Below are 19,640 nucleotides of genomic sequence, written 5' to 3' on the forward strand. Positions count from 1 at the left end.
CGGGTCAGTCCTTGCGCCGCTTGAGCTGGTCCTTCAACTGGGTCGGCAACTGGCGGATGATCAGCATGTCGCGCTCTTCGTCGTATTCCACCTTGGAGCCCAGCAGGTGCGCCTCGAAGCTGATCGACAGGCCTTCGGCGCGGCCGGTGAAGCGGCGGAACTGGTTGAGGGTGCGCTTGTCCGCCGGGATTTCCGGCGACAGGCCGTAGTCCTTGTTACGGATGTAGTCGTAGAACGCCCGCGGTTGCTGGTCGTCCATCAGTTCCGAAAGCGCGTCGAGGGTCATCGGCTCGCCGATGCGCGCCTGGGAGGTGGCGTAGTCGACCAGCGTCTCGGTCTTCTCGCGGGCCTGTTCCTCGGCCATGTCCTCGCTTTCCACGAAATCGCTGAAGGCTTTCAGCAGGGTGCGCGTCTCGCTCGGCGAATCCACCCCTTCCTGGCAGCCGATGAAGTCGCGGAAATAGTCGGAGACCTTCTTCCCGCCCTTGCCCTTGATGAACGAGATGTACTGCTTCGACTGCTTGTTGTTGCGCCATTCGGAGATATTGATCCGCGCGGCCAGGTGCAACTGGCCGAGGTCCAGGTGGCGCGACGGGGTGACCTCCAGCGACTCGTTCACCGCCACGCCTTCGCTGTGGTGCAGCAGGGCGATCGCCAGGTAGTCGGTCATGCCTTGCTGGTAGTGGGCGAACAGGATGTGGCCGCCGGTGGAGAGATTGGACTCCTCCATCAGCTTCTGCAGGTGTTCGACCGCTTCGCGGCTGAAGCCGACGAAGTCGCGATCGCCCTCCAGGTACTCACCGAGCCAGCCGCTGAACGGGTAGGCCCCGGACTCGCCCTGGAAGAAGCCCCAGGCCTTGTTCTTGGCGTTGTAGCTTTCGTTGAGGTCGGCCAGCAGGTTCTCGATGGCCTGGGAGTCGCCCAACTCGGCGTCGCGCGCGTGGAGCACGGCCGGGGTGCCGTCGGGCTTCTTCTCGATCAGGTGGACGATGGCGTGATGGATCGGCATGTCAGGTTCGACCTTTCAGGTAATCGGCGGCGCCGCGCAGGTTTCCGCGACGCTGCGGGACACGCCGCTGGCGCGCCCGCGGATCGGCCAGTTTACCCGAGGTTGCCGGCTTCTGCCTGCGTCGCCTGGCGTTCCTGCAGACCGTGCAGGCGCTTGATCACGAAGTTCAGGTGCAGGTGCAGCTCGTACAGCTCGTGGTAGTAGGAGAGCGGCACCTCCACGGTGTTCAGCTCGCTCTCCAGTTTCTCCAGCCGCTCGATCTCGCTTCTCAGTTGCTCGGCGTCGGTACCGCTGTCGAGCTTGCGGTCGATGTCGCGGATGTAGCGGTACCAGCGGTAGATGCGCGCGCGGATGCGCCAGCGATACAGCGGGCCGATGGACTTCATCAGCGGGATGAGGATGGCGATGAACGGGATCAGCAGGATGATGTAGCGGTCCGCCAGGGAGGCGATGCGGAACGGCAGGTAGCGCTGCAGCAGCGGCAGGCCGCTCTTGTAGTAGCGCTCGGCGTCCTCGTGCAGGCGCAGGGTGCGCGGCTCGGCGCTGGGGAAGGCGCCGGGCTTGTCGAGCAGGCTGCCGTCCTTCATCACCTCGCGCGCGGCTTCCAGCACCAGCGGGATCAGCGCCGGGTGGAAGCGTTCGTTGATCACCAGGGTGGCCACCGGCGACAGGGTGCTGATGTTTCGTTCCGGCACGTTGCGCGGCAGGTTGAGCAGGCCTTCGCCGACCTCGACCCGCTTGAGGAACGGCAGGCGCGCCTCGTAGGCGGCGCTGCGGCGGAAGTTGACCAGGCGAAGCTGGTCGTTGTCGGCCAATTTCTGGATCGCCGGGTTCTCCGCCGGGCCGACGATGAACGCCGCGTCCAGCTTGCCGGCCAGCAGGTCGTCGACCACCGCGTTGCCGCCGCGGGCTTCCCAGGTGATCGGATAGTGTCCCGGGGCGATGTCGTTGGCCTGCAGGATCGCCTCGGTGGCGGCGCGGGTGCCGCTGCCGTCGCTGCCGATGGCCAGGCGCAGGTGCAGCAGGTCGCTGAGCTGGTCGATGTGCACGTTGCTGCGGTGGAACAGCCAGAGCGGTTCCTGGTAGACCGCACCGAGGGTCTGCAACTGGCGCGCCTGCCCGGCTTCGAGCTGGCGCTCCTGGCCGCTCTGGACCAAGGCGATGTCGACCTCGCCGGTGCCGAGCAGGCGCTCCAGGTTGTCGCGCGAGCCGGCGCTGGGCACCAGCTTCAGTTCGAAGCCCTGCTCCTTGAGCTTTTCCCGGAGCTTGCCGGCGAACACGGCGTAGCCGCCGCCCTCGGCGCCGGTGGCCATGGTCGCGCTCATCGGCGGCGGTGGGGCGACGAAATAGAACACCGCGGCGACCAGGGCGGCGATCACCGGGATCAGCCAGAGGTTGGCGCGGATCAGGATGGCGAGGTCCTTGAGCAGGTGCTTGATGCGATTCATGAGCGGTCCTTGTGCTGCTCTCCAGAAGGGTATGACGGATGCGGGCGGGCGCACTCCTCAGCGTAGCCGAGGGTCACCGGCGGTCCGTGCGGAACTGCCGGCAGAGCACCCGGTGGCGATGCCGGAAGATGCGGGTGAGGAACCAGCGTACCAGTCCGGCGGCGAATAGCGGGCGCACGGTCAACTGGTCGACCAGCAGGCATTCCCCGGCCTCGCCCGGTGTCGGCAGGATGCGTCGCTCGTGGCGCCAGAGGCGCATGCCGGTCATCGGCGACTGTTCGATGAAGCCGTGGCCGGGCGTCAGCTCCAGCAGGGTCAGTTGCGAAGTGCCCAGCGGCAGCAAGCCGAACAGGCGCATGTGGCTGCGGAACAGCGGGCGCCGGGGCACTACCTCCAGGTCTTCGAGGCTGCGGATACCGGGCGGTACGCTCATGCTCAGCAACGGGCGTATCTCGCGGAGTATCCCGTCCACCGAGGTGATCCACCGCCAGAGCTGTTCGGGGCTGGCCTGCAGGCGCGATTCGAAATGCAGGCTGATATTCATCGCAGGCTCCTGCTAGGGTTGTGGGAGGACGCGCTGTCCATGGCGCCCGTGCCGTGCAAGCCTAAGCCAGACGAACCGAGACGTCGAACCGAAGGAGGACGCCATGCTGATCCGCGCCGCAACCTCGACCCTGCTGGTGGTCGATATCCAGGAACGCCTGCTGCCGGCCATCGACGACGGTCCGGCGCTGGTCGAGTACAGCCAGTGGTTGTTGCGCGTGGCCCGCGCACTGGACGTGCCGGTGCTGGCCAGCGAGCAGTACAGCAAGGGCCTGGGGCCGACGGTGGCGGCCCTGCGCGATGAGCTGGAGCCCACGCAGATCCTCGAGAAGCTGGACTTCTCGGCCGCCGCCGACGGCGCCCTGCTGCGCGCGCCCGGCGGCGACCGCCGGCAGTTCGTGGTTTGCGGCAGCGAGGCGCACGTCTGCGTGCTGCAGACCGTGCTCGACCTGCTTGGCCGTGGTCGCGAAGTGTTCGTCGTGGAGGAGGCGATCGGCTCGCGGCGGCCGAGCGACAAGGCGCTGGCCGTGGAGCGGATGCGCCAGGCCGGGGCGATGATCGTGTCGCGGGAGATGGTCGCCTTCGAATGGATGGAACGCGCCGGCAGCGACCGCTTCCGCGAGATCAGCCGCAACTTCATTCGCTGAGCGGCGGTTGCTCGGCCTGGTAGCGCCGGGCCTCCTCGCGCAGCCAGTCGGCGAAGGCCTGGTGGCGGTCGCTCGGCGGCTCGCGCTGCGGCCAGACCAGCCAGTAGGGATAGGGGTAGGGCACGCGGATGTCGCCCAGTTGCACCAGGCGGCCCTCGGCGAGGGCGCCGGCGACCAGGCTGCGACGCTCCAGGGCGATGCCCTGGCCCAGGCGCACGGCTTCCAGCAGCAGGTTCGAGTCGTTGATCAGCAGTCCGTGCTGCGGTTCCGCCACGCCGGCACGCTGGCACCAGAGCGCCCAGGATTCGGTGGAGCGCAGGGTAGGGCAGGCGACGATCTCGCTCGGCGTGCGCGGCAGGCGGCCGCCGTTGAAGTCGGGCGCGGCGACCATCAGCAACTCGTCGTCGAACAGGCGTTCCCGACCGACCCCTTCCCAGTCGCCCTTGCCGATGCGTACGCCGAGGTCGGCCAGGCCCTGGCGCAGGTTCTGCACGTCGAGACTGGCCACCAGCCGCACGCGACAGTGCGGATGGCGCTCGCGAAAGCGCGGCAGGCGCGGCAGCAGCCAGTTCAGGCCGAAGGACGGCATCACCGTGACCACCAGCTCGCCCTCCCGCGGACGCGCCCGCACCACCCGCGTGGCGTCGGCGATCTCGCCCAGAGAGGCGCGTACCTGCAGGGCGTAGAACCGGCCGTTCTCGCTCAGGCGCAGGCCGCGCCCCTCGCGGACGAACAGGGCCAGGCCGAGGAGGTTTTCCAGCAGCTTGATTTGCTGGCTGATCGCTGAGTGGGTGACGTGCAGCTCGCTGGCGGCCTGGCTGATGCTGCCGAGCCGGGCGACCGCTTCGAAGCTGCGCAGGGCGGTGAGGGGAGGGAGGTCGCTCATGTAAGTTTTTCTAAAGGATTCGCTGAATTTATCTCGATATTTTTCGCGTTGTGCAACGACTAGAGTGATTTTCCCAGGCGTCGCCCTCTTAGCGGCGCTTAATCATCGACAAAGGATGCCGCGATGCAACTGATCGGTATGCTGGATTCGCCTTTTGTGCGCCGGGTCGCCATCGCCCTGCGCCTGCTGGACCTGCCCTACGAGCACCGGCCGCTGTCGGTGTTCCGCAATTTCCAGGCGTTCAGCCTGTTCAACCCGATGGTCAAGGCGCCCACGCTGGTGCTGGACGATGGCACCGTGCTGATGGACTCCAGCCTGATCCTCGATTACCTGGAGTGCCTGGCCGGCCGCGAACGCAGTCTGCTGCCGCAACGGCCGCAGGCCCGTGCACGGGCGTTGAGTCTGATCGGCGCGGCGCTGGTGGCCTGCGAGAAATCCGTGCAGATCTACTACGAACTGAACCTGCGTCCCGAGGAACGCCGCCACGGCCCCTGGCTGGAGCGGGTGGAGGGGCAGTTGCTGGCGGCCTACGACTGGCTGGAGGCAGCGCTGCGCCAGGAGCCGCTGGCACGCGACGGTGGCATCGAGCTGGTCGGGGTGACCGTCGCGGTGGCCTGGCGCTTCAGCCAACTGGTGGTCGCGGAGCGGGTCGCCGCCAGCGAATACCCGGAACTGGCAAGCTATTCGGATTATGCGGAGGGGTTGCCGGTGTTCCTCGATACGCCGCCGGTCTGAGCCCGCGAGGCGCCAGGCTGGCGCCCCTCGAACGGCTCGATTCCGCCTGCGCCCGGCCTCGGTTCGCTGTAGGTCGCTGCCGTCGTCACGGCCCGGACCGGTTGTTGCGAACTGCTGTTCGGCGCCGGCCTGGAGGCGGCCCGGCCCTGGCTCAGCCTGGTCCTGAGCGCGGCCCTCGGCTTGCTCTTCGGCATGCTGCTGGGCGGGCTCTGGTTCGGCTACTGGATCCGCCAGGAGGGATTGCAACTGACCCACCTGCTGCTGGTGGTCTGGGTGCTGGCAAACTTCTTCGTGCTCAACGTCCGCTGGAACTGATGGGGACTGCCGGTACGAGGAGCAGGACGCGAGGACGGCGACAGTGGAGCGAGCCGGACGCCCGTCGATAGCGCGAAGTCGCATCTCGCTCCTGCCACCCGATCCCTCGGCTCCCCTCTGTTCGCACGCGCTGCATGGGCTGACGCAGTTGGAACTGCCCCCGGGCAGTGGCAGCCGGCTGCCTCGAGGGCAGGTGCTCCGGCTGGCTCGGCATGGTCACTGGAGTTCAGCCCCGGGTTCTTCGAGAAAAGCAGAACCTGCTGCATCGGCTCCTTTCGCCCGACTGGGCTCAGCGCAGCTCTTCGGCGGCGGCGACCAGTTGTTCGAGTTGATGGTGGATCTGGGCCCTGTCCAGCAACTGCAAGGGCTGGCGGTTCCAGAGCAGCCGTTCGCCGCTTTCGGGGTCGCGGCCCAGGATCGGCTTGCAAGGGTCCTGGCTGAACAGGTTCTGCTCGCTGGCCGTAGCGTCTCCTTGTCCTTCCAGGCGGGTGAACATCAACAGGTGATCGGTCGGATGTTCTGCCAGATGGCAGAGATGCGGGCCCACCTGCAGGCTGAGTACGCTCTCCTCGTCATTGGGCGTCGGGAGATCGAGAGCGAGAAAAAGCTGGTGGATGGCGGCGCGGTAGAGTGGATTCATGGCGTGTTCCGAGTCACTGGAGGCGGCTATTAGAGCAGTGCCAGCCCGGAGAGACTGTTAATCGTGGTTCTCTTTTTTTAGGTTTTGCCGCTGCCGATTCCAGTGAAAAAACGGCGGCCAATCCTGATAGGCGATGGGGTTTCCCGTTCCTAGACTGGCGGAGAAACATCAGGAGAAGGCAACCATCATGCATATTCAATCGCTTCAGCAGAGTCCGTCTTTCGCCGTCGAATTGCACCAGGCCGCCAGTGGGCGTTTGGGACAGATTGAGGCCCGCCAGGTCGCCACCCCCAGTGAAGCGCAGCAGTTGGCCCAGCGCCAGGACGCGCCGAAGGGTGAGGGGCTGCTCGCTCGCCTGGGCGCGGCGCTCGTGCGTCCCTTCGTGGCGATCATGGACTGGCTGGGCAAACTGTTGGGCTCCCACGCCCGCACCGGCCCGCAGCCCAGTCAGGACGCGCAGCCTGCGGTCATGTCCTCGGCCGTCGTGTTCAAGCAGATGGTGCTGCAGCAGGCATTGCCCATGACCTTGAAGGGACTCGACAAGGCGAGCGAGCTGGCGACCCTGACACCGGAAGGACTGGCCCGGGAGCACTCCCGCCTGGCCAGCGGAGATGGGGCGCTGCGTTCGCTGAGCACCGCCTTGGCCGGCATTCGTGCCGGCAGCCAGGTCGAGGAGTCCCGTATCCAGGCTGGCCGCCTGCTCGAACGGAGCATCGGCGGGATCGCGCTGCAGCAGTGGGGCACCACCGGCGGTGCCGCGAGTCAACTGGTGCTCGACGCAAGCCCGGAACTGCGGCGCGAAATCACCGACCAGTTGCATCAGGTAATGAGCGAGGTCGCACTGTTGCGCCAAGCGGTAGAGAGCGAGGTCAGCAGAGTATCGGCCGACAAGGCGCTGGCGGATGGCCTGGTGAAGCGGTTCGGGGCGGATGCGGAAAAGTACCTGGGCAGACAGCCTGGTGGCATCCACAGTGACGCCGAAGTGATGGCGCTTGGTCTCTACACCGGCATTCACTACGCGGACCTGAATCGCGCTCTGCGTCAGGGGCAGGAGCTGGATGCGGGACAAAAGCTGATCGACCAAGGTATGTCCGCGGCCTTCGAGAAGAGCGGACAGGCTGAACAGGTAGTGAAGACTTTCCGTGGCACCCGTGGCGGGGATGCCTTCAATGCGGTGGAAGAGGGCAAGGTTGGCCACGACGACGGCTATCTCTCCACCTCCCTGAACCCCGGTGTCGCGAGGAGCTTCGGGCAGGGCACGATATCCACCGTGTTCGGCAGGTCCGGAATCGATGTCAGCGGGATATCGAACTACAAGAATGAAAAAGAGATTCTCTATAACAAAGAGACCGACATGCGCGTGCTGCTGAGCGCCAGCGATGAGCAGGGAGTGACCCGCCGGGTCCTCGAAGAGGCGGCCCTGGGGGAGCAGAGTGGCCATAGCCAGGGACTGCTCGATGCTCTCGACCTGGCAAGCAAACCGGAACGTTCAGGCGAGGTCCAGGAACAGGATGTACGCCTGAGGATGCGTGGCCTTGATCTGGCCTGACCGGTCGTAAAAGAAAGACGTCACGAACGGACACCTTGGGGTGTCCGATTCTTGGCTCGGCAGCGGATCTGGGTGGAGAGGCGTGCTGGCTATTCGCCCAGTGGTTCCAGGAGGGCTGCTGTCCAACGCTCCTTGCGCCAGGCCCGGCGCTGCTTCTTGTCGAGGTAGGTCCAGGCGACGAAGCGGCTCTGCTTCTGTCCCTGGGCCATGTCCACCACGCGGATATCGCTGGCGCCCAACGTCTTCAGGCGCTCCTGGAGGTTCGGCAGGTTGCTCGCCTTGGATACCAGGGTGGTGAACCAGAACACCTGCGTGGCGAACGCCCGGCTTTCCTCGGCCATGCCGGCCAGGAAGGCCGCTTCGCCGCCCTCGCAGTACAGCTCGGCGCCCTGGCCGCCAAAGTTCAGTAGCGGCAGGGTACGGGTCGGGTCGAGCTTGCCGAGGTTCTTCCACTTGCGCCGGCTGCCGCGCGTGGCTTCGTCCAGCGAGGCGTGGAAGGGCGGGTTGCAGAGGGTCATGTCGAAGCGCTCATCGACGCCGATCAGGCCCTGGAATATCTGCCTGCGATCAGGCTGCCGGCGCAACTCGATGGCAGCGGCGAAGCGTGGGTTGGCGGCGAGGATCGCAGCGGCCGAGGCCAGCGATTGCGGGTCGATGTCGGCGCCGACGAAGCGCCAGCCGTATTCGTGGTGGCCGAGCAGCGGGTAGATGCAGTTGGCTCCGGTTCCGACGTCCAGCGCACGCAGGCCGGGACCGCGTGGAATCAGGCCATCGTGGCTGGCGCCGAGCAGGTCGGCCAGGTAGTGCAGGTAGTCGGCGCGACCGGGGATGGGCGGGCACAGGTAACCATCGGGTATATCCCACTCGCGTACGTCGTAGAACTGTTGCAGCAGCGCGCGGTTGAAGGCTTTCACCGCCGCCGGATCAGCGAAGTCGATGCTCTGCCTGCCGTACGGATTGAGGATGACGAAGCGCTCCAGTTCCGGGCTGCCGGCGATCAGGCGCGGAAAGTCGTAGCGTCCCAGGTGGCGATTGCGCGGGTGCAGCGGGCTGGCGCTCTTGCGCTCGGCGTCGGGATGCGGGCTGGTCGGGCGGGGCATGTTCTCGGTTTCCGTGACGGCGAGGCGGGCATTATTCACATCCGCCGGAGGCTGGCCAGTGTTTCTGCCGAGCGGCGCGCTCCTGGCCCGGTCACAATGGAAACAGCCACGGAATCACCAGCACGCAGACGAACATCACCAGCAGGGTAAATGGCACGCCGATCCGGACGAAGTCGCCGAAGCGGTATTGGCCAGGGCCCAGCACCAGGGTGTTCACCGGCGAGGAAATCGGCGTCATGAAGGCTGCCGAGGCCGCCACCGCCACCACCATGGCGAAGGGGTAGGGCGAGGCGCCGATCTGCTTGGCGGTGGCGATGGCGATCGGCGCCATCAGCACCGCGGTAGCGGTGTTGGAGATGAACAGGCCGATGGCCGCGGTGAGCAGGAACAGGCTGGCCAGCAGCACGCGCGGGCCGGCGTCGCCGAGGGCGTCGACCAGCAGCGAGACCACCAGGTCGATACCGCCGGTCTTCTGCAGGGCCAGGGCGAAGGGCAGCATGCCGACGATCAGGACCAGGCTTTGCCAATGGATGGCGCGGTAGGCGCCGTCCATGTCGATGCAACGGAACAGGCCCATCAACAGGCAGCCGACCAGTGCCGCGACCACGTTGGGCACCACCCCGCTGACCATCAGCGCCACCATCACGGCCAGGCTGAGCAGGGCGTGCGGCGCCTTGCTCAGGGCCGGCGCCACCTCGTCGATCTCCGCCGGCAGGCTGAGCACCAGGAAATCGCGGTTGCGTCCCTGCAACTGGCGGATCGCCTTCCAGGCGCCGATCACCAGCAGGGTATCGCCCAGGCGCAGCTTCTCTTCCAGCATGCCGTCGGTGAGCGCTTCGTGGTCGCGACGCAGGCCGACCACGTTGAGCCCGTACTGCGAACGGAAGCCCAGTTCCAGGACGCTCTTGCCGAGCAGGGTGGAGTCCGGCGGCAGAGTCACCTCGGCCATGCCGACCTCCCGCGACTGGTCGATGAAGTAGCTGGCGCGGAACGGCAGGCGCACCAGGTTCAGCTCGGCGCAGCGCCGGTCCATGTCCTCCGGAGGGGCGAAGACGTCCAGCAGCAACACGTCGCCCGCCTTCAGCTCGGTGCTGCCGCCGACCTTGACCACCTCGCTGTGGAACTTGCGTACCCGCTCCAGGCCGACCACGTTGGCGCCCAGGCGGGTGCGCAGTTGCAGTTCTTCCAGGGTGCTGCCGATCAACGGCGAGCCGAGCTGGACCTGCAGGCGCCGCTCGCGGCCGGCCAGGCGATAGTCGCGGATCAGGTCGCGCAGGGTCCGCCGTGCCTTCGGCGCGCCGACTTCCGCCGGGCTGGCGGCGTTCAGCCAGTTGCGCGTGAGCAGCATGTAGGCCACGCCGATGGCGAGCACCATCAGGCCTATCGGGGTGAAGGCGAAGAAGCCGAAGCCGGCATGACCCTCGCGCGCCAGCTCGCTGTTGACCACCATGTTCGGTGGCGTGGCGACCAGGGTCATCATGCCGCTGATCAGTCCGGCGAAGGCCAGCGGCATCATCAGCCGGCCCGGAGGGATCTTCAGCTTGGCGGCGATGCTCAGGACCACCGGGATGAAGATCGCCACCACCCCGGTGGAACTCATCACCGAGCCCAGCCCGGCCACCGCCAGCATCAGCAGTACCAGCAGGCGCGCTTCGCTGCTGCCGGCGCGGGCGATCAGCCAGTCGCCGACCTGGTAGGCCACCCCGGTACGCACCAGGCCTTCGCCGATCACGAACAGCGCGGCGATCAGTATCACGCTGGGATCGCTGAAGCCGGCCAGGGCTTCGTTGAGGGTAAGGGTTCCGCTGACGCTGAAGGCCATGATCACCAGCAGGGCGATCACGTCCAGGCGCAGGCGGTTGTGGATGAAGAGGACGACGGTGGTGGCGAGCAGGCCGACCACCCAGAGCAGTTCGAGGTTCATGCGGGCATCTGAGCGGGAGGATGCCTGCGAGTGTGGCAGACGGACGCGGATCGCGCCTTGATCTGCTGCAGGTCGACGGCGCCTCCCCGCTTCGCAGCGGAGAGGCGCCGTGGCTCTGTCAGCCGAGGAGGAGGGCGTCGTCGGCGAGCTTCTCGCCGCGCACCTTCTCGAACATTGCCAGCAGGTCCGGTACGTCGAGGCCCTTGCGTTGCTCGCCGGAGACGTCCAGCACCACCTGGCCCTGGTGCAGCATCACCGTGCGCTCGCCCACGTCCAGCGCCTGGCGCATGCTGTGGGTGACCATCATGGTGGTGAGTTTCTTCTCGGCGACGATCCGTGCGGTGAGATGCAGGACGAAGTCGGCGGTGCGCGGGTCGAGCGCCGCGGTGTGTTCGTCGAGCAACAGGATGCGCGACGGCTGCAGCGCCGCCATCAGCAGGCTGACGGCCTGGCGCTGGCCGCCGGAGAGCAGGCCGATGCGGTCGCCGAGGCGGTTCTCCAGGCCGAGGCCGAGGGTCGCCAGGCTTTCCCGGAAACCGTCGCGCATCGATGCCTGCACCGCCCTGCCGAGACCGCGACCGGCACCGCGACGCTGCGCCAGGGCCATGTTCTCCTCGATGGTGAGGTCCTCGCAGGTACCCGCCATGGGGTCCTGGAACACTCGCGCGACGCGGTTGGCGCGGGCCCAGACCGGCTTGCGGGTGACGTCTTCGTCGTCGATCAGGATCTGCCCGCTGTCGATCGGCAGGTCGCCGGATACCGCGTTGAGGAAGGTCGACTTGCCGGCGCCGTTGGAGCCGATCACGGTGACGAACTGGCCGGCCGGGATGTCCAGCGACAGGCCGCGCAGGGCGCGGGTCTCGATGGGGGTGCCGGGGTTGAAGGTGATCTTCAGGTTCTTCGCGCTGAGCATGGTCAGGCTCCCTTCTTGCCGAGCAGGCGTTTCTTCATCATCGGAATCACCAGGGCGACGGTGACCAGCACCGCGGTGACCAGGTTCAGGTCCTGGGCCTGCAAGCCGATGAAATCGCTGTTCAGCGCCAGGGCGATGAAGAAGCGGTAGACGATGGCGCCGAGGATCACCGCGAGGGTCGCCAGGATCAGCCGGCGCGAGGGCAGGATGCTCTCGCCGACGATCACCGCGGCCAGGCCGATGACGATGGTGCCGATACCCATGGAGATATCGGCGCCGCCCTGGGTCTGCGCGAACAGCGCGCCGGCCAACGCCACCAGCGCGTTGGAGATGGCCATGCCGAGCAGGATCATGCCGCCGGTGTTGACCCCCTGGGCACGGGCCATCCGCGGGTTGGAGCCGGTGGCGCGGATCGCCAGGCCTTTCTGGGTGGTGAAGAACCAGTCCAGCAGCAGCTTCGCGGCGATCACGATGAACACCAGCAGCAGCGGGCGGAACACGTAGTCGCTGAGCCATTCCGGCTGCAGCAGGGTGAACAATGTCGGCTCGGCGATCAGCGGTACGTTGGGCTTGCCCATGATGCGCAGGTTGATCGAGTAGAGCGCGATCATCATCAGGATGCTGGCGAGCAGGTCCATGATCTTCAGCTTGACGTTGAGCAGGCCGGTGGCCAGCCCGGCCAGTGCACCGGCGGCGGTGGCCGCCAGGGTCGCGCTGTACGGGTCCCAGCCAAGGGCGATGAGGGTCGCGCAGACCGCGCCGCCGAGCGGGAAGCTGCCGTCCACCGTGAGGTCGGGGAAGCGCAGCAGGCGGAAGGAGATGAACACGCCGAGTGCCACGAGGCTGAAGATCAGGCCGATCTCCAGGGCACCGAACAGGGAAAACAGAGACATGACTTCGTAACCGAGTGCGTGAAGGCAGGATTATCGTGCCGTCCGGCCACGGGCGGAACGCCCGCGGCCGGCGGCCGCTTTTTTTACTTGATGACTTCCGCGGCTGACTTGAGCAGTTCGTCGGACAGGGTCACGCCTTGCTTCTGCGCGGCCCCGGGATTGACGAACAGCTGCAGGTTGTCGCTGGTCTCCGGCTTGATCTCGCCCGGCTTCTCGCCCTTGAGGATGCGCACCACCATGCGGCCGGTCTGCTTGCCCATCTCCTTGTAGTTAATGCCGAGGGCGGCGATGGCGCCGCGCTTGACGCTGTCGGTGTCGGAGGCGATCAGCGGGATCTTCGCGTCGTTGCCGACCTTGACCAGCGCCTCGTAGGCGGACACCACGTTGTTGTCGGTGTTGGTGTAGATCGCGTCGACCTTGCCGACCAGGCTGCGCGCCGCCGAGCTGACGTCCACCGAACGCGGTGCCGAGGCTTCGACCAGGCTCAGGCCCATCTTCGGCAGCAGTTCCTTCAGCTCCTTGACCACCACCACGGAGTTGGCTTCGCCCGGGTTGTAGACCATGCCGATGCGCTTGGCGCCCGGCACCACTTTCTTGATCAGCTCGATCTGCTTGTCCAGCGCGAGCATGTCGGAAACCCCGGTGACGTTGGTGCCGGAGGCTTCCCAGCTCGGCGTCAGGTGCGCGCCGACCGGGTCGGTGACGGTGCTGAAGACGATCGGGATGCTCTTGGTCGCGGCCACCAGCGCCTGGGCCGATGGAGTGGCGATGCCGACGATCACGTCGGGCTTGTCGCCGATGAACTTGCGGGCGATCTGCGCGGCGGTGCCGGTGTTGCCCTGGGCGCTCTGGTACTGCCACTTGAGGTTCTTGCCGTCTTCGTAGCCGGCCTCCTGGAGGGCCTCCTTGACCCCGTCGCGAGCGGCGTCCAGCGCCGGGTGCTCGACGATGGCGGTCACGGCCACCGACTTCTGCTCTTCGGCGTTGGCGCCGAAGGACAGGGCCATGCCAAGGGCCAGGGCACTGAGGGGCAACCATTTATTCTTATAGGCCTGCATCATGCGGCGATCTCCTGATTGTATTGGCGCGCTGTAGCGAATTGTTCTGATTGGGCGGTGCGGGTACAGCGTGGCCGAAACATCGCATTTTTCGCGCAAGTCGTCAGCAGGTTTGATGTTTTTTCTTGCGGTGGGATTACCGCTGGGGGTGATCCGGGTAAGGTGTCGGCGTCGGACCGTGACCGAAAGGAGGCGACATGCTCACGACCATCGGCCGTTTTTCCCATCCCCTGGAGGCGCAGATCGCTCGCGCCCGCCTGGAGGCCGCTGGAATTCCGGCGTTCGTCGCCGACGAGCACACCATCAACATGCAGTGGCTGTACTCCAACGCACTGGGCGGCGTGCGCCTGCAAGTGCCCATGGTCTGTCGCGAAGACGCGGTGGCGCTGCTGGCCACCGATGAAAGCGAGGCGCTGCGGGCCGAGCAGGGCAGCAGCGAGTTCCAGTGCTTGCGTTGTGGCGGCGACCAGGTGGCCTGGAAGGTGGACGGCCGCCGCCTGGCCTTCCTTGGGATCCTGCTGCTCAACGTACCGCTGTGGCCGATCCGGCGTCGGTTGGTGTGCGAGGTCTGCGGTTTCCGCAGCGAAGTACCGATGCCTCTAAGCGAGTGAAAGCAAAACGCCCGCCTCTGGGAGGCGGGCGCTGGAGTTAGAGCGCGGCGATCTTCTGCCGTTGCTCGGCCAGCTTGGCCAGGGCCTGTTCGGCCTCGGCGAGCTTGGCGCGTTCCTTCTCGATCACGTCGGCCGGGGCCTTGGCGACGAAGCCTTCGTTGGACAGCTTGCCGCCGACGCGCTTGACCTCGCCTTCCAGGCGCTGGATCTCCTTGTCCAGGCGCCCCAGTTCGGCGCTCTTGTCGATCAGGCCGGCCATCGGCACCAATACTTCCATGTCGCCGACCAGGGCGGTGGCGGACATCGGCGCTTCCTCGCCGGCTTCCAGCACGCGGATGCTTTCCAGCTTGGCCAGTTTCATCAGCAGCGGCTCGTTGTCGGCCAGGCGGCGGTGGTCGCTGGGCGAGGCGTTCCTGAGGATGATGTCGATGCGCTTGGCCATGGAGATGTTCATCTCGCCGCGGATCTGCCGCACGCCGAGCATCAGCGCCTTGACCCACTCGATGTCGCCTTCGGCGGCGGCGTCGATCCTGCCTTCGTCGGCCACCGGCCAGGGTTGCAGCATCAGGGTCGGACCTTCCTTGCCGGCCTGGCCCTTGATGCGCTGCCAGATTTCCTCGGTGATGAACGGCATGAACGGGTGCGCCAGGCGCAGGGCCGTCTCCAGCACGCGGATCAGGGTGCGACGAGTGCCGCGCTGGCGCTCGATGGGGGCGTTCTCGTCCCACAGCACCGGCTTGACCAGCTCCAGGTACCAGGCGCAGTACTCGTCCCAGATGAACTCATAGAGGGCCTGGGCGGCCAGGTCGAAGCGGAAGGCGTCGAGCTGGCGGGTGACTTCCTGCTCGGTGCGCTGCAACTGGGAGATGATCCAGCGGTCGACCGAGGACAGCTCGACCGGCTCGCCGTTGACCCCGGTGTCCTGGCCATCGGTGTTCTCGATGACGAAGTTGGCGGCGTTCCAGATCTTGTTGCAGAAGTTGCGGAAGCCTTCGACGCGGCCCATGTCGAACTTGATGTCGCGGCCGGTGGAGGCCAGCGAGCAGAAGGTGAAGCGCAGGGCGTCGGTGCCGTAGCTGGCGATGCCTTCGGGGAATTCGGCGCGGGTCTGCTTGGCGATCTTCTCCGCCAGCTTCGGCTGCATCATGCCGCTGGTGCGCTTTTGCAGCAGGGTATCGAGGTCGATGCCGTCGACGATGTCCAGCGGGTCGAGCACGTTGCCCTTGGACTTGGACATCTTCTGGCCCTGGCCGTCGCGCACCAGGCCGTGGACATAGACGGTCTTGAACGGGATCTGCGGGGTGCCGTCGGGGTTCTTCACCAGGTGCATGGTGAGCATGATCATCCGCGCGACCCAGAAGAAGATGATGTCGAAGCCGGTGACCAGTACGTCGGTGGGGTGGAAGGTCTTGAGGAACTCGGTCTGCTGCGGCCAGCCGAGGGTGGAGAAGGTCCACAGGCCGGAGCTGAACCAGGTGTCGAGAACGTCTTCGTCCTGGCGCAACTCGACCTCGTTGCCGAGCTTGTGCTTGGTGCGCACCTCGACCTCGTCGCGGCCGACGTAGACGTTGCCGGCCTCGTCGTACCAGGCCGGGATGCGGTGGCCCCACCAGAGCTGGCGGCTGATGCACCAGTCCTGGATGTCGCGCATCCAGGAGAAGTACATGTTCTCGTACTGCTTGGGCACGAACTGGATACGGCCGTCTTCCACGGCGGCGATGGCGTCTTCGGCCAGCGGCTTGGTGCTGACGTACCACTGGTCGGTCAGCCAGGGCTCGATGACGGTGCCGGAGCGGTCGCCCTTCGGTACTTTCAGCGCGTGGTCGTCGACCTTCTCGAGCAAGCCCATGGCCTCGAACTCGGCGACGATGGCCTTGCGCGCGGCGAAGCGGTCCATGCCGGCGTAGCTCTGCGGCAGGCTGGGGTCGAGGTTCGGGTTGACGCTGCCGTCGAGGTGGAACACCTGGGCCTGGGCCAGCACCGCGGCGTTCTTGTCGAAGATGTTGATCAGCGGCAGGTCGTGGCGCTTGCCCACTTCGTAGTCGTTGAAGTCGTGGGCCGGGGTGATCTTCACGCAGCCGGTGCCGAATTCGCGGTCGACGTACTCGTCGGCGATGATCGGGATGTGCCGGCCGACGATCGGCAGTTCGGCGAACTGGCCGATCAGCTTGGCGTAGCGCTCGTCTTCCGGGTGCACCGCGACCGCGGCGTCGCCCAGCAGGGTTTCCGGACGGGTGGTGGCGACCACCAGGTAATCCAGGCCTTCGCTGGTCTTCGCGCCGTTCACCAGCGGGTAGCGCAGGTGCCAGAGGTGGCCCTTCTCGTCGTGGTTTTCCACTTCCAGGTCGGAAATCGCGGTGTGCAGCTTGGTGTCCCAGTTCACCAGGCGTTTGCCGCGGTAGATCAGGCCGTCTTCATGCAGGCGCACGAAGGCTTCCTTGACCGCTTCGGAGAGGCCGTCGTCCATGGTGAAGCGCTCGCGCGACCAGTCCACCGAGGAGCCCAGGCGACGAATCTGCCGGGTGATGTTGCCGCCGGACTGTTCCTTCCATTCCCAGACTTTCTCCAGGAACTTCTCCCGGCCGAGGTCGTGGCGGCTCACGCCCTGGGCGCCGAGCTGGCGCTCGACCACCATCTGGGTGGCGATGCCGGCGTGATCGGTGCCCGGCTGCCACAGGGTGTTGCGGCCCTGCATGCGGCGGTAGCGGATCAGCGCGTCCATGATCGCGTTGTTGAAGCCATGGCCCATGTGCAGGCTGCCGGTCACGTTCGGCGGCGGGATCATGATGGTGTAGGGCTGGCCTTCGCCGCTCGGAGCGAAGTAGTCGTTGGACTCCCAGGTCTCGTACCAGGAAGTCTCGATGGCGTGCGGCTGGTAAGTCTTGTCCATGCGAAAGGGGACCAAAGCTGAATATGGCTGGGGAAAATGCGAAGAAAGTCCGGGAGTATAGCGGGGATGGCAGCCCGGGGGTAAGGCCGCGGGCCGCGGCGGGCGCCCGCCGCGTCCGGATCAGCCGTTGCGTTGGCCGAGCAGGCGACCCAGGCGGGCTTGCAGGCGGCGGCGCAGTTCGGCTTCGATCTGCGGGGCGAAGTCGTCGATGACTTCCTGCAGGATCAGTTCGGCGGACGCTCGCAACTCGTCGTCCAGGCGCTCCTGTTCGGCGGGCGCCAGCCCTGCCGTGGTGGCTGCCGCGGCCTGCGGCTCTGGCGCGCGCGGGGCGGTACCGGGGGAGACGACGTCGGAGAGCAGGGGAATGTTGTCCGGCTCGAAGGATTCGGTCAGCAAGGGCGGCTCGTTCCGTTCGTAGAGCAGGTCGTGGATCGACTCCAGGTCATCGAGCAACTGCTCCGGGGGTTGTGTCGGTTTGTGGCTGTCCATGGTCGTGCACTTCAGATACGCGGCAGGCGATGGTCCTGTAGAGGATAGCCCTGCTCCCGGTAGAAGCGGAATTTATCCCGTGCCGCCTGGCGGATCGCCGGCTCCTCGACCACCAGTTCGGCCACCCGCGAAAAGTTCGGGACGAAGCCGGGGGCCTCGAGGGTCAGGTTGATCAGCAGGTCGCGATGGTTCCCTGGGGGCTCGCCCAGGCCCAGGGCGACGGGCGCCTCGGCGTCTTCCTCGGCCAGGCTGTGAGGAATGAAGGCCTCGCCGCGGAAGCTCCACAGGCGGCCGTCCAACTCGCTGCGCTGTGCCTCGTCGGCGCAATGCAGGTAGACCTGCATGCCCTGCCGCCAGGCCTTCTCGGCCAGGCGGCAGGCGACCTGCAGGCGCGCCGACGGATCGGCGCTGGGGATCACGTAGAAATCGACCCGGGTCACTTGGCCCGTTCCAGCAGGTACTGGGTCAACAACGGAACCGGGCGGCCGGTGGCGCCTTTGTCCTTGCCGCCGCTGATCCAGGCGGTGCCGGCGATGTCCAGGTGCGCCCAGTGGTATTTCTTGGCGAAGCGCGAGAGGAAGCAGCCGGCGGTGATGGTGCCGGCCTTCGGCCCCCCGATGTTGGCGATGTCGGCGAACGGGCTGTCCAGCTGTTCCTGGTATTCGTCGAACAGCGGCAATTGCCAGGCGCGGTCGTCGGCGAACTCGCCGGCCTTGAGCAGTTGCCTGACCAGCGCTTCGTTGTTGCCCATAAGGCCCGAGGTGTTGCTGCCCAGGGCGACGATGCAGGCGCCGGTGAGGGTGGCGATGTCGATCACCGACTGAGGCTTGAAGCGCTCGGCGTAGGTCAGTGCGTCGCACAGCACCAGGCGCCCTTCGGCGTCGGTGTTGAGGATCTCGACGGTCTGCCCGCTCATGGTGGTGACGATGTCGCCCGGACGGGTGGCTCCGCCGCTGGGCATGTTCTCGGCGCAGGCGAGCAGGCCGACCAGGTTGATCGGCAACTGCAGTTCGAGCACCGCGCGGAAGGTGCCGAAGACGCTGGCGGCGCCGCACATGTCGAACTTCATCTCGTCCATGCCCTGGCCCGGCTTGAGGCTGATGCCGCCGGTGTCGAAGGTGATGCCCTTGCCGACCAGCACGTGCGGGGCCTGGTCTTTCTTCGCGCCGTTGTATTGCAGGACGATCAGCCGCGGCGGCTGGTCGCTGCCCTGGGCGACGGCGAGGAACGAGCCCATGCCCAGCTCGCGCAGTTTCTTCTCGTCGAGGACCTCGACCTTCAGGCCCTTGAACTCCTTGGCCAGGCCCTTGGCCTGCTCGCCGAGGAACGTCGGATGGCAGACGTTCGGCGGCAGGTTGCCGAGATCGCGGGTCAGGGCCATGCCATTGGCGATGGCCTGAGCTTCCTTGCTGCCTTGCTCGACGGCGGCGCTGTCGGCCTTGTCGGCGAGCAGGGTCAGCTTCTTCAGTTTCAGCGGCTCGGCTTTCTGGCTCTTGTAGCGATCGAACACGTACAGGCCATCGGCCAGGGTTTCCACCAGCAGACGCGCCTTCGCGTGGGCATCGCGGCCTTTCACCGCGAGATCGCCGAGGGCCAGCGCGGCATCGGCGCCGGCCAGGCCCTTGAGGGTCGACAGCACGGCGGAGGCCAGCTTGCGGTACTGGCGGTCGCCCAGTTCGCGCTCCTTGCCGGCGCCGACCAGCAGCACGCGCTCGGCCTTGAGATTGGGCAGGCTCTGCAGGAGCAGGGTCTGGCCGACCTTGCCGGCCAGGTCGCCACGCTTGAGCACTGCGCTGATGGCGCCGCCGGTGGCGTCGTCGACCGCCTTGGCGCTGGCGCCGAGCTTGCGGCCTTCGCCTACGGCGAGCACCAGGGTGGCGGTTTTCAGGGTTTCCGGGCGTACGCTTTTAACAAGGAATTCCATGGAAGAGGTCCCCAATACAGACAGTCGGGATGGCGCAAGGGGCGGCATCCGTTAGCGGTAAGCGAT

General features: G+C 66.5%; 18 protein-coding genes and 1 pseudogene. 5 read left to right on the top strand and 14 right to left on the bottom strand.

Going from position 1 to position 19,640, the window contains the following annotated elements:
• Positions 1–4 precede the first annotated feature (4 nt).
• The 3 genes from yejK to ACYAF3_RS17005 form a co-directional block, all read right to left on the bottom strand.
• A complete protein-coding gene (gene yejK, locus ACYAF3_RS16995) occupies positions 5–1,009 on the bottom strand; it encodes a nucleoid-associated protein YejK (RefSeq protein ID WP_003113787.1) in 1,005 nt (334 codons plus the stop codon).
• 92 nt (positions 1,010–1,101) lie between these two features.
• Positions 1,102–2,457, bottom strand: coding sequence for a TAXI family TRAP transporter solute-binding subunit (locus ACYAF3_RS17000; protein ID WP_003111143.1), 1,356 nt, complete (start codon positions 2,455–2,457; stop codon positions 1,102–1,104).
• Between the two features lie 73 nt (positions 2,458–2,530).
• Positions 2,531–3,001 (bottom strand): SRPBCC family protein, encoded by a 471-nt coding sequence (locus ACYAF3_RS17005; protein WP_003100569.1) that lies wholly within the window; start codon positions 2,999–3,001, stop codon positions 2,531–2,533.
• Between the two features lie 103 nt (positions 3,002–3,104).
• Here ACYAF3_RS17005 and ACYAF3_RS17010 point away from each other — a divergent pair, with 103 nt between their 5' ends.
• Entirely contained in the window at positions 3,105–3,647 is a 543-nt protein-coding gene (locus ACYAF3_RS17010) for a hydrolase (protein WP_003100571.1), read from the top strand.
• Here the strand turns inward: ACYAF3_RS17010 and ACYAF3_RS17015 are convergent.
• Positions 3,637–4,533: a LysR substrate-binding domain-containing protein gene (locus ACYAF3_RS17015; protein WP_003100573.1), complete on the bottom strand. Its 897-nt coding sequence runs from the start codon at positions 4,531–4,533 to the stop codon at positions 3,637–3,639. The two genes, ACYAF3_RS17010 and ACYAF3_RS17015, sit on opposite strands and share 11 nt — an antisense overlap.
• Positions 4,534–4,656: 123 nt before the next feature.
• Here ACYAF3_RS17015 and ACYAF3_RS17020 point away from each other — a divergent pair, with 123 nt between their 5' ends.
• Positions 4,657–5,268, top strand: coding sequence for a glutathione S-transferase (locus ACYAF3_RS17020; protein WP_003100574.1), 612 nt, complete (start codon positions 4,657–4,659; stop codon positions 5,266–5,268).
• A 75-nt stretch (positions 5,269–5,343) separates the two neighbouring features.
• Positions 5,344–5,583 (top strand): annotated as a pseudogene (locus ACYAF3_RS17025) (DUF2165 family protein); the annotation flags it as partial.
• Between the two features lie 289 nt (positions 5,584–5,872).
• Here ACYAF3_RS17025 and ACYAF3_RS17030 read toward each other — a convergent pair.
• Positions 5,873–6,223, bottom strand: coding sequence for a CesT family type III secretion system chaperone (locus ACYAF3_RS17030; RefSeq protein ID WP_003111148.1), 351 nt, complete (start codon positions 6,221–6,223; stop codon positions 5,873–5,875).
• 187 nt (positions 6,224–6,410) lie between these two features.
• Here ACYAF3_RS17030 and exoS point away from each other — a divergent pair, with 187 nt between their 5' ends.
• Positions 6,411–7,772, top strand: coding sequence for a T3SS effector bifunctional cytotoxin exoenzyme S (exoS, locus tag ACYAF3_RS17035; RefSeq protein WP_003113791.1), 1,362 nt, complete (start codon positions 6,411–6,413; stop codon positions 7,770–7,772).
• 89 nt (positions 7,773–7,861) lie between these two features.
• Here the strand turns inward: exoS and rlmF are convergent, their stop codons facing one another.
• From rlmF to ACYAF3_RS17060, 5 genes are all read right to left on the bottom strand, one after another.
• Positions 7,862–8,872 (bottom strand): 23S rRNA (adenine(1618)-N(6))-methyltransferase RlmF, encoded by a 1,011-nt coding sequence (gene rlmF / locus ACYAF3_RS17040; RefSeq protein ID WP_003092887.1) that lies wholly within the window; start codon positions 8,870–8,872, stop codon positions 7,862–7,864.
• Between the two features lie 91 nt (positions 8,873–8,963).
• Complete coding sequence (locus tag ACYAF3_RS17045) at positions 8,964–10,796, bottom strand: SLC13 family permease (RefSeq protein WP_023088091.1); 1,833 nt, start codon at positions 10,794–10,796, stop codon at positions 8,964–8,966.
• A gap of 118 nt (positions 10,797–10,914) precedes the next feature.
• Positions 10,915–11,709 carry an ABC transporter ATP-binding protein gene (locus tag ACYAF3_RS17050; protein WP_003092883.1) on the bottom strand — a complete coding sequence of 265 codons (795 nt, stop codon included), beginning with the start codon at positions 11,707–11,709 and terminating at the stop codon, positions 10,915–10,917.
• A 2-nt stretch (positions 11,710–11,711) separates the two neighbouring features.
• Entirely contained in the window at positions 11,712–12,602 is an 891-nt protein-coding gene (locus ACYAF3_RS17055) for an ABC transporter permease (RefSeq protein WP_003092881.1), read from the bottom strand.
• Positions 12,603–12,685: 83 nt separating this feature from the next.
• Positions 12,686–13,663 carry an ABC transporter substrate-binding protein gene (locus ACYAF3_RS17060; protein WP_003092876.1) on the bottom strand — a complete coding sequence of 326 codons (978 nt, stop codon included), beginning with the start codon at positions 13,661–13,663 and terminating at the stop codon, positions 12,686–12,688.
• A 194-nt stretch (positions 13,664–13,857) separates the two neighbouring features.
• Between ACYAF3_RS17060 and ACYAF3_RS17065 the strand changes: the two genes are divergently transcribed.
• Positions 13,858–14,271 (top strand): putative signal transducing protein, encoded by a 414-nt coding sequence (locus tag ACYAF3_RS17065; RefSeq protein ID WP_009876983.1) that lies wholly within the window; start codon positions 13,858–13,860, stop codon positions 14,269–14,271.
• A 37-nt stretch (positions 14,272–14,308) separates the two neighbouring features.
• On the opposite strand, the gene ACYAF3_RS17070 is transcribed toward ACYAF3_RS17065, so the two are convergent.
• From ACYAF3_RS17070 to ACYAF3_RS17085, 4 genes are all read right to left on the bottom strand, one after another.
• On the bottom strand, positions 14,309–17,161 hold the full coding sequence (locus ACYAF3_RS17070; protein ID WP_003092872.1) for a valine--tRNA ligase: 2,853 nt from the start codon (positions 17,159–17,161) through the stop codon (positions 14,309–14,311).
• A 120-nt stretch (positions 17,162–17,281) separates the two neighbouring features.
• Complete coding sequence (locus tag ACYAF3_RS17075; protein ID WP_003112023.1) at positions 17,282–17,650, bottom strand: hypothetical protein; 369 nt, start codon at positions 17,648–17,650, stop codon at positions 17,282–17,284.
• 11 nt (positions 17,651–17,661) lie between these two features.
• Entirely contained in the window at positions 17,662–18,090 is a 429-nt protein-coding gene (gene holC, locus ACYAF3_RS17080) for a DNA polymerase III subunit chi (RefSeq protein ID WP_003100593.1), read from the bottom strand.
• Positions 18,087–19,574, bottom strand: coding sequence for a leucyl aminopeptidase (locus ACYAF3_RS17085; RefSeq protein ID WP_009313447.1), 1,488 nt, complete (start codon positions 19,572–19,574; stop codon positions 18,087–18,089). The genes holC and ACYAF3_RS17085 overlap by 4 nt, the downstream gene beginning before the upstream one ends.
• Positions 19,575–19,640: the final 66 nt, after the last annotated feature.

Source organism: Pseudomonas sp. TZ252, assembly GCF_056110345.1.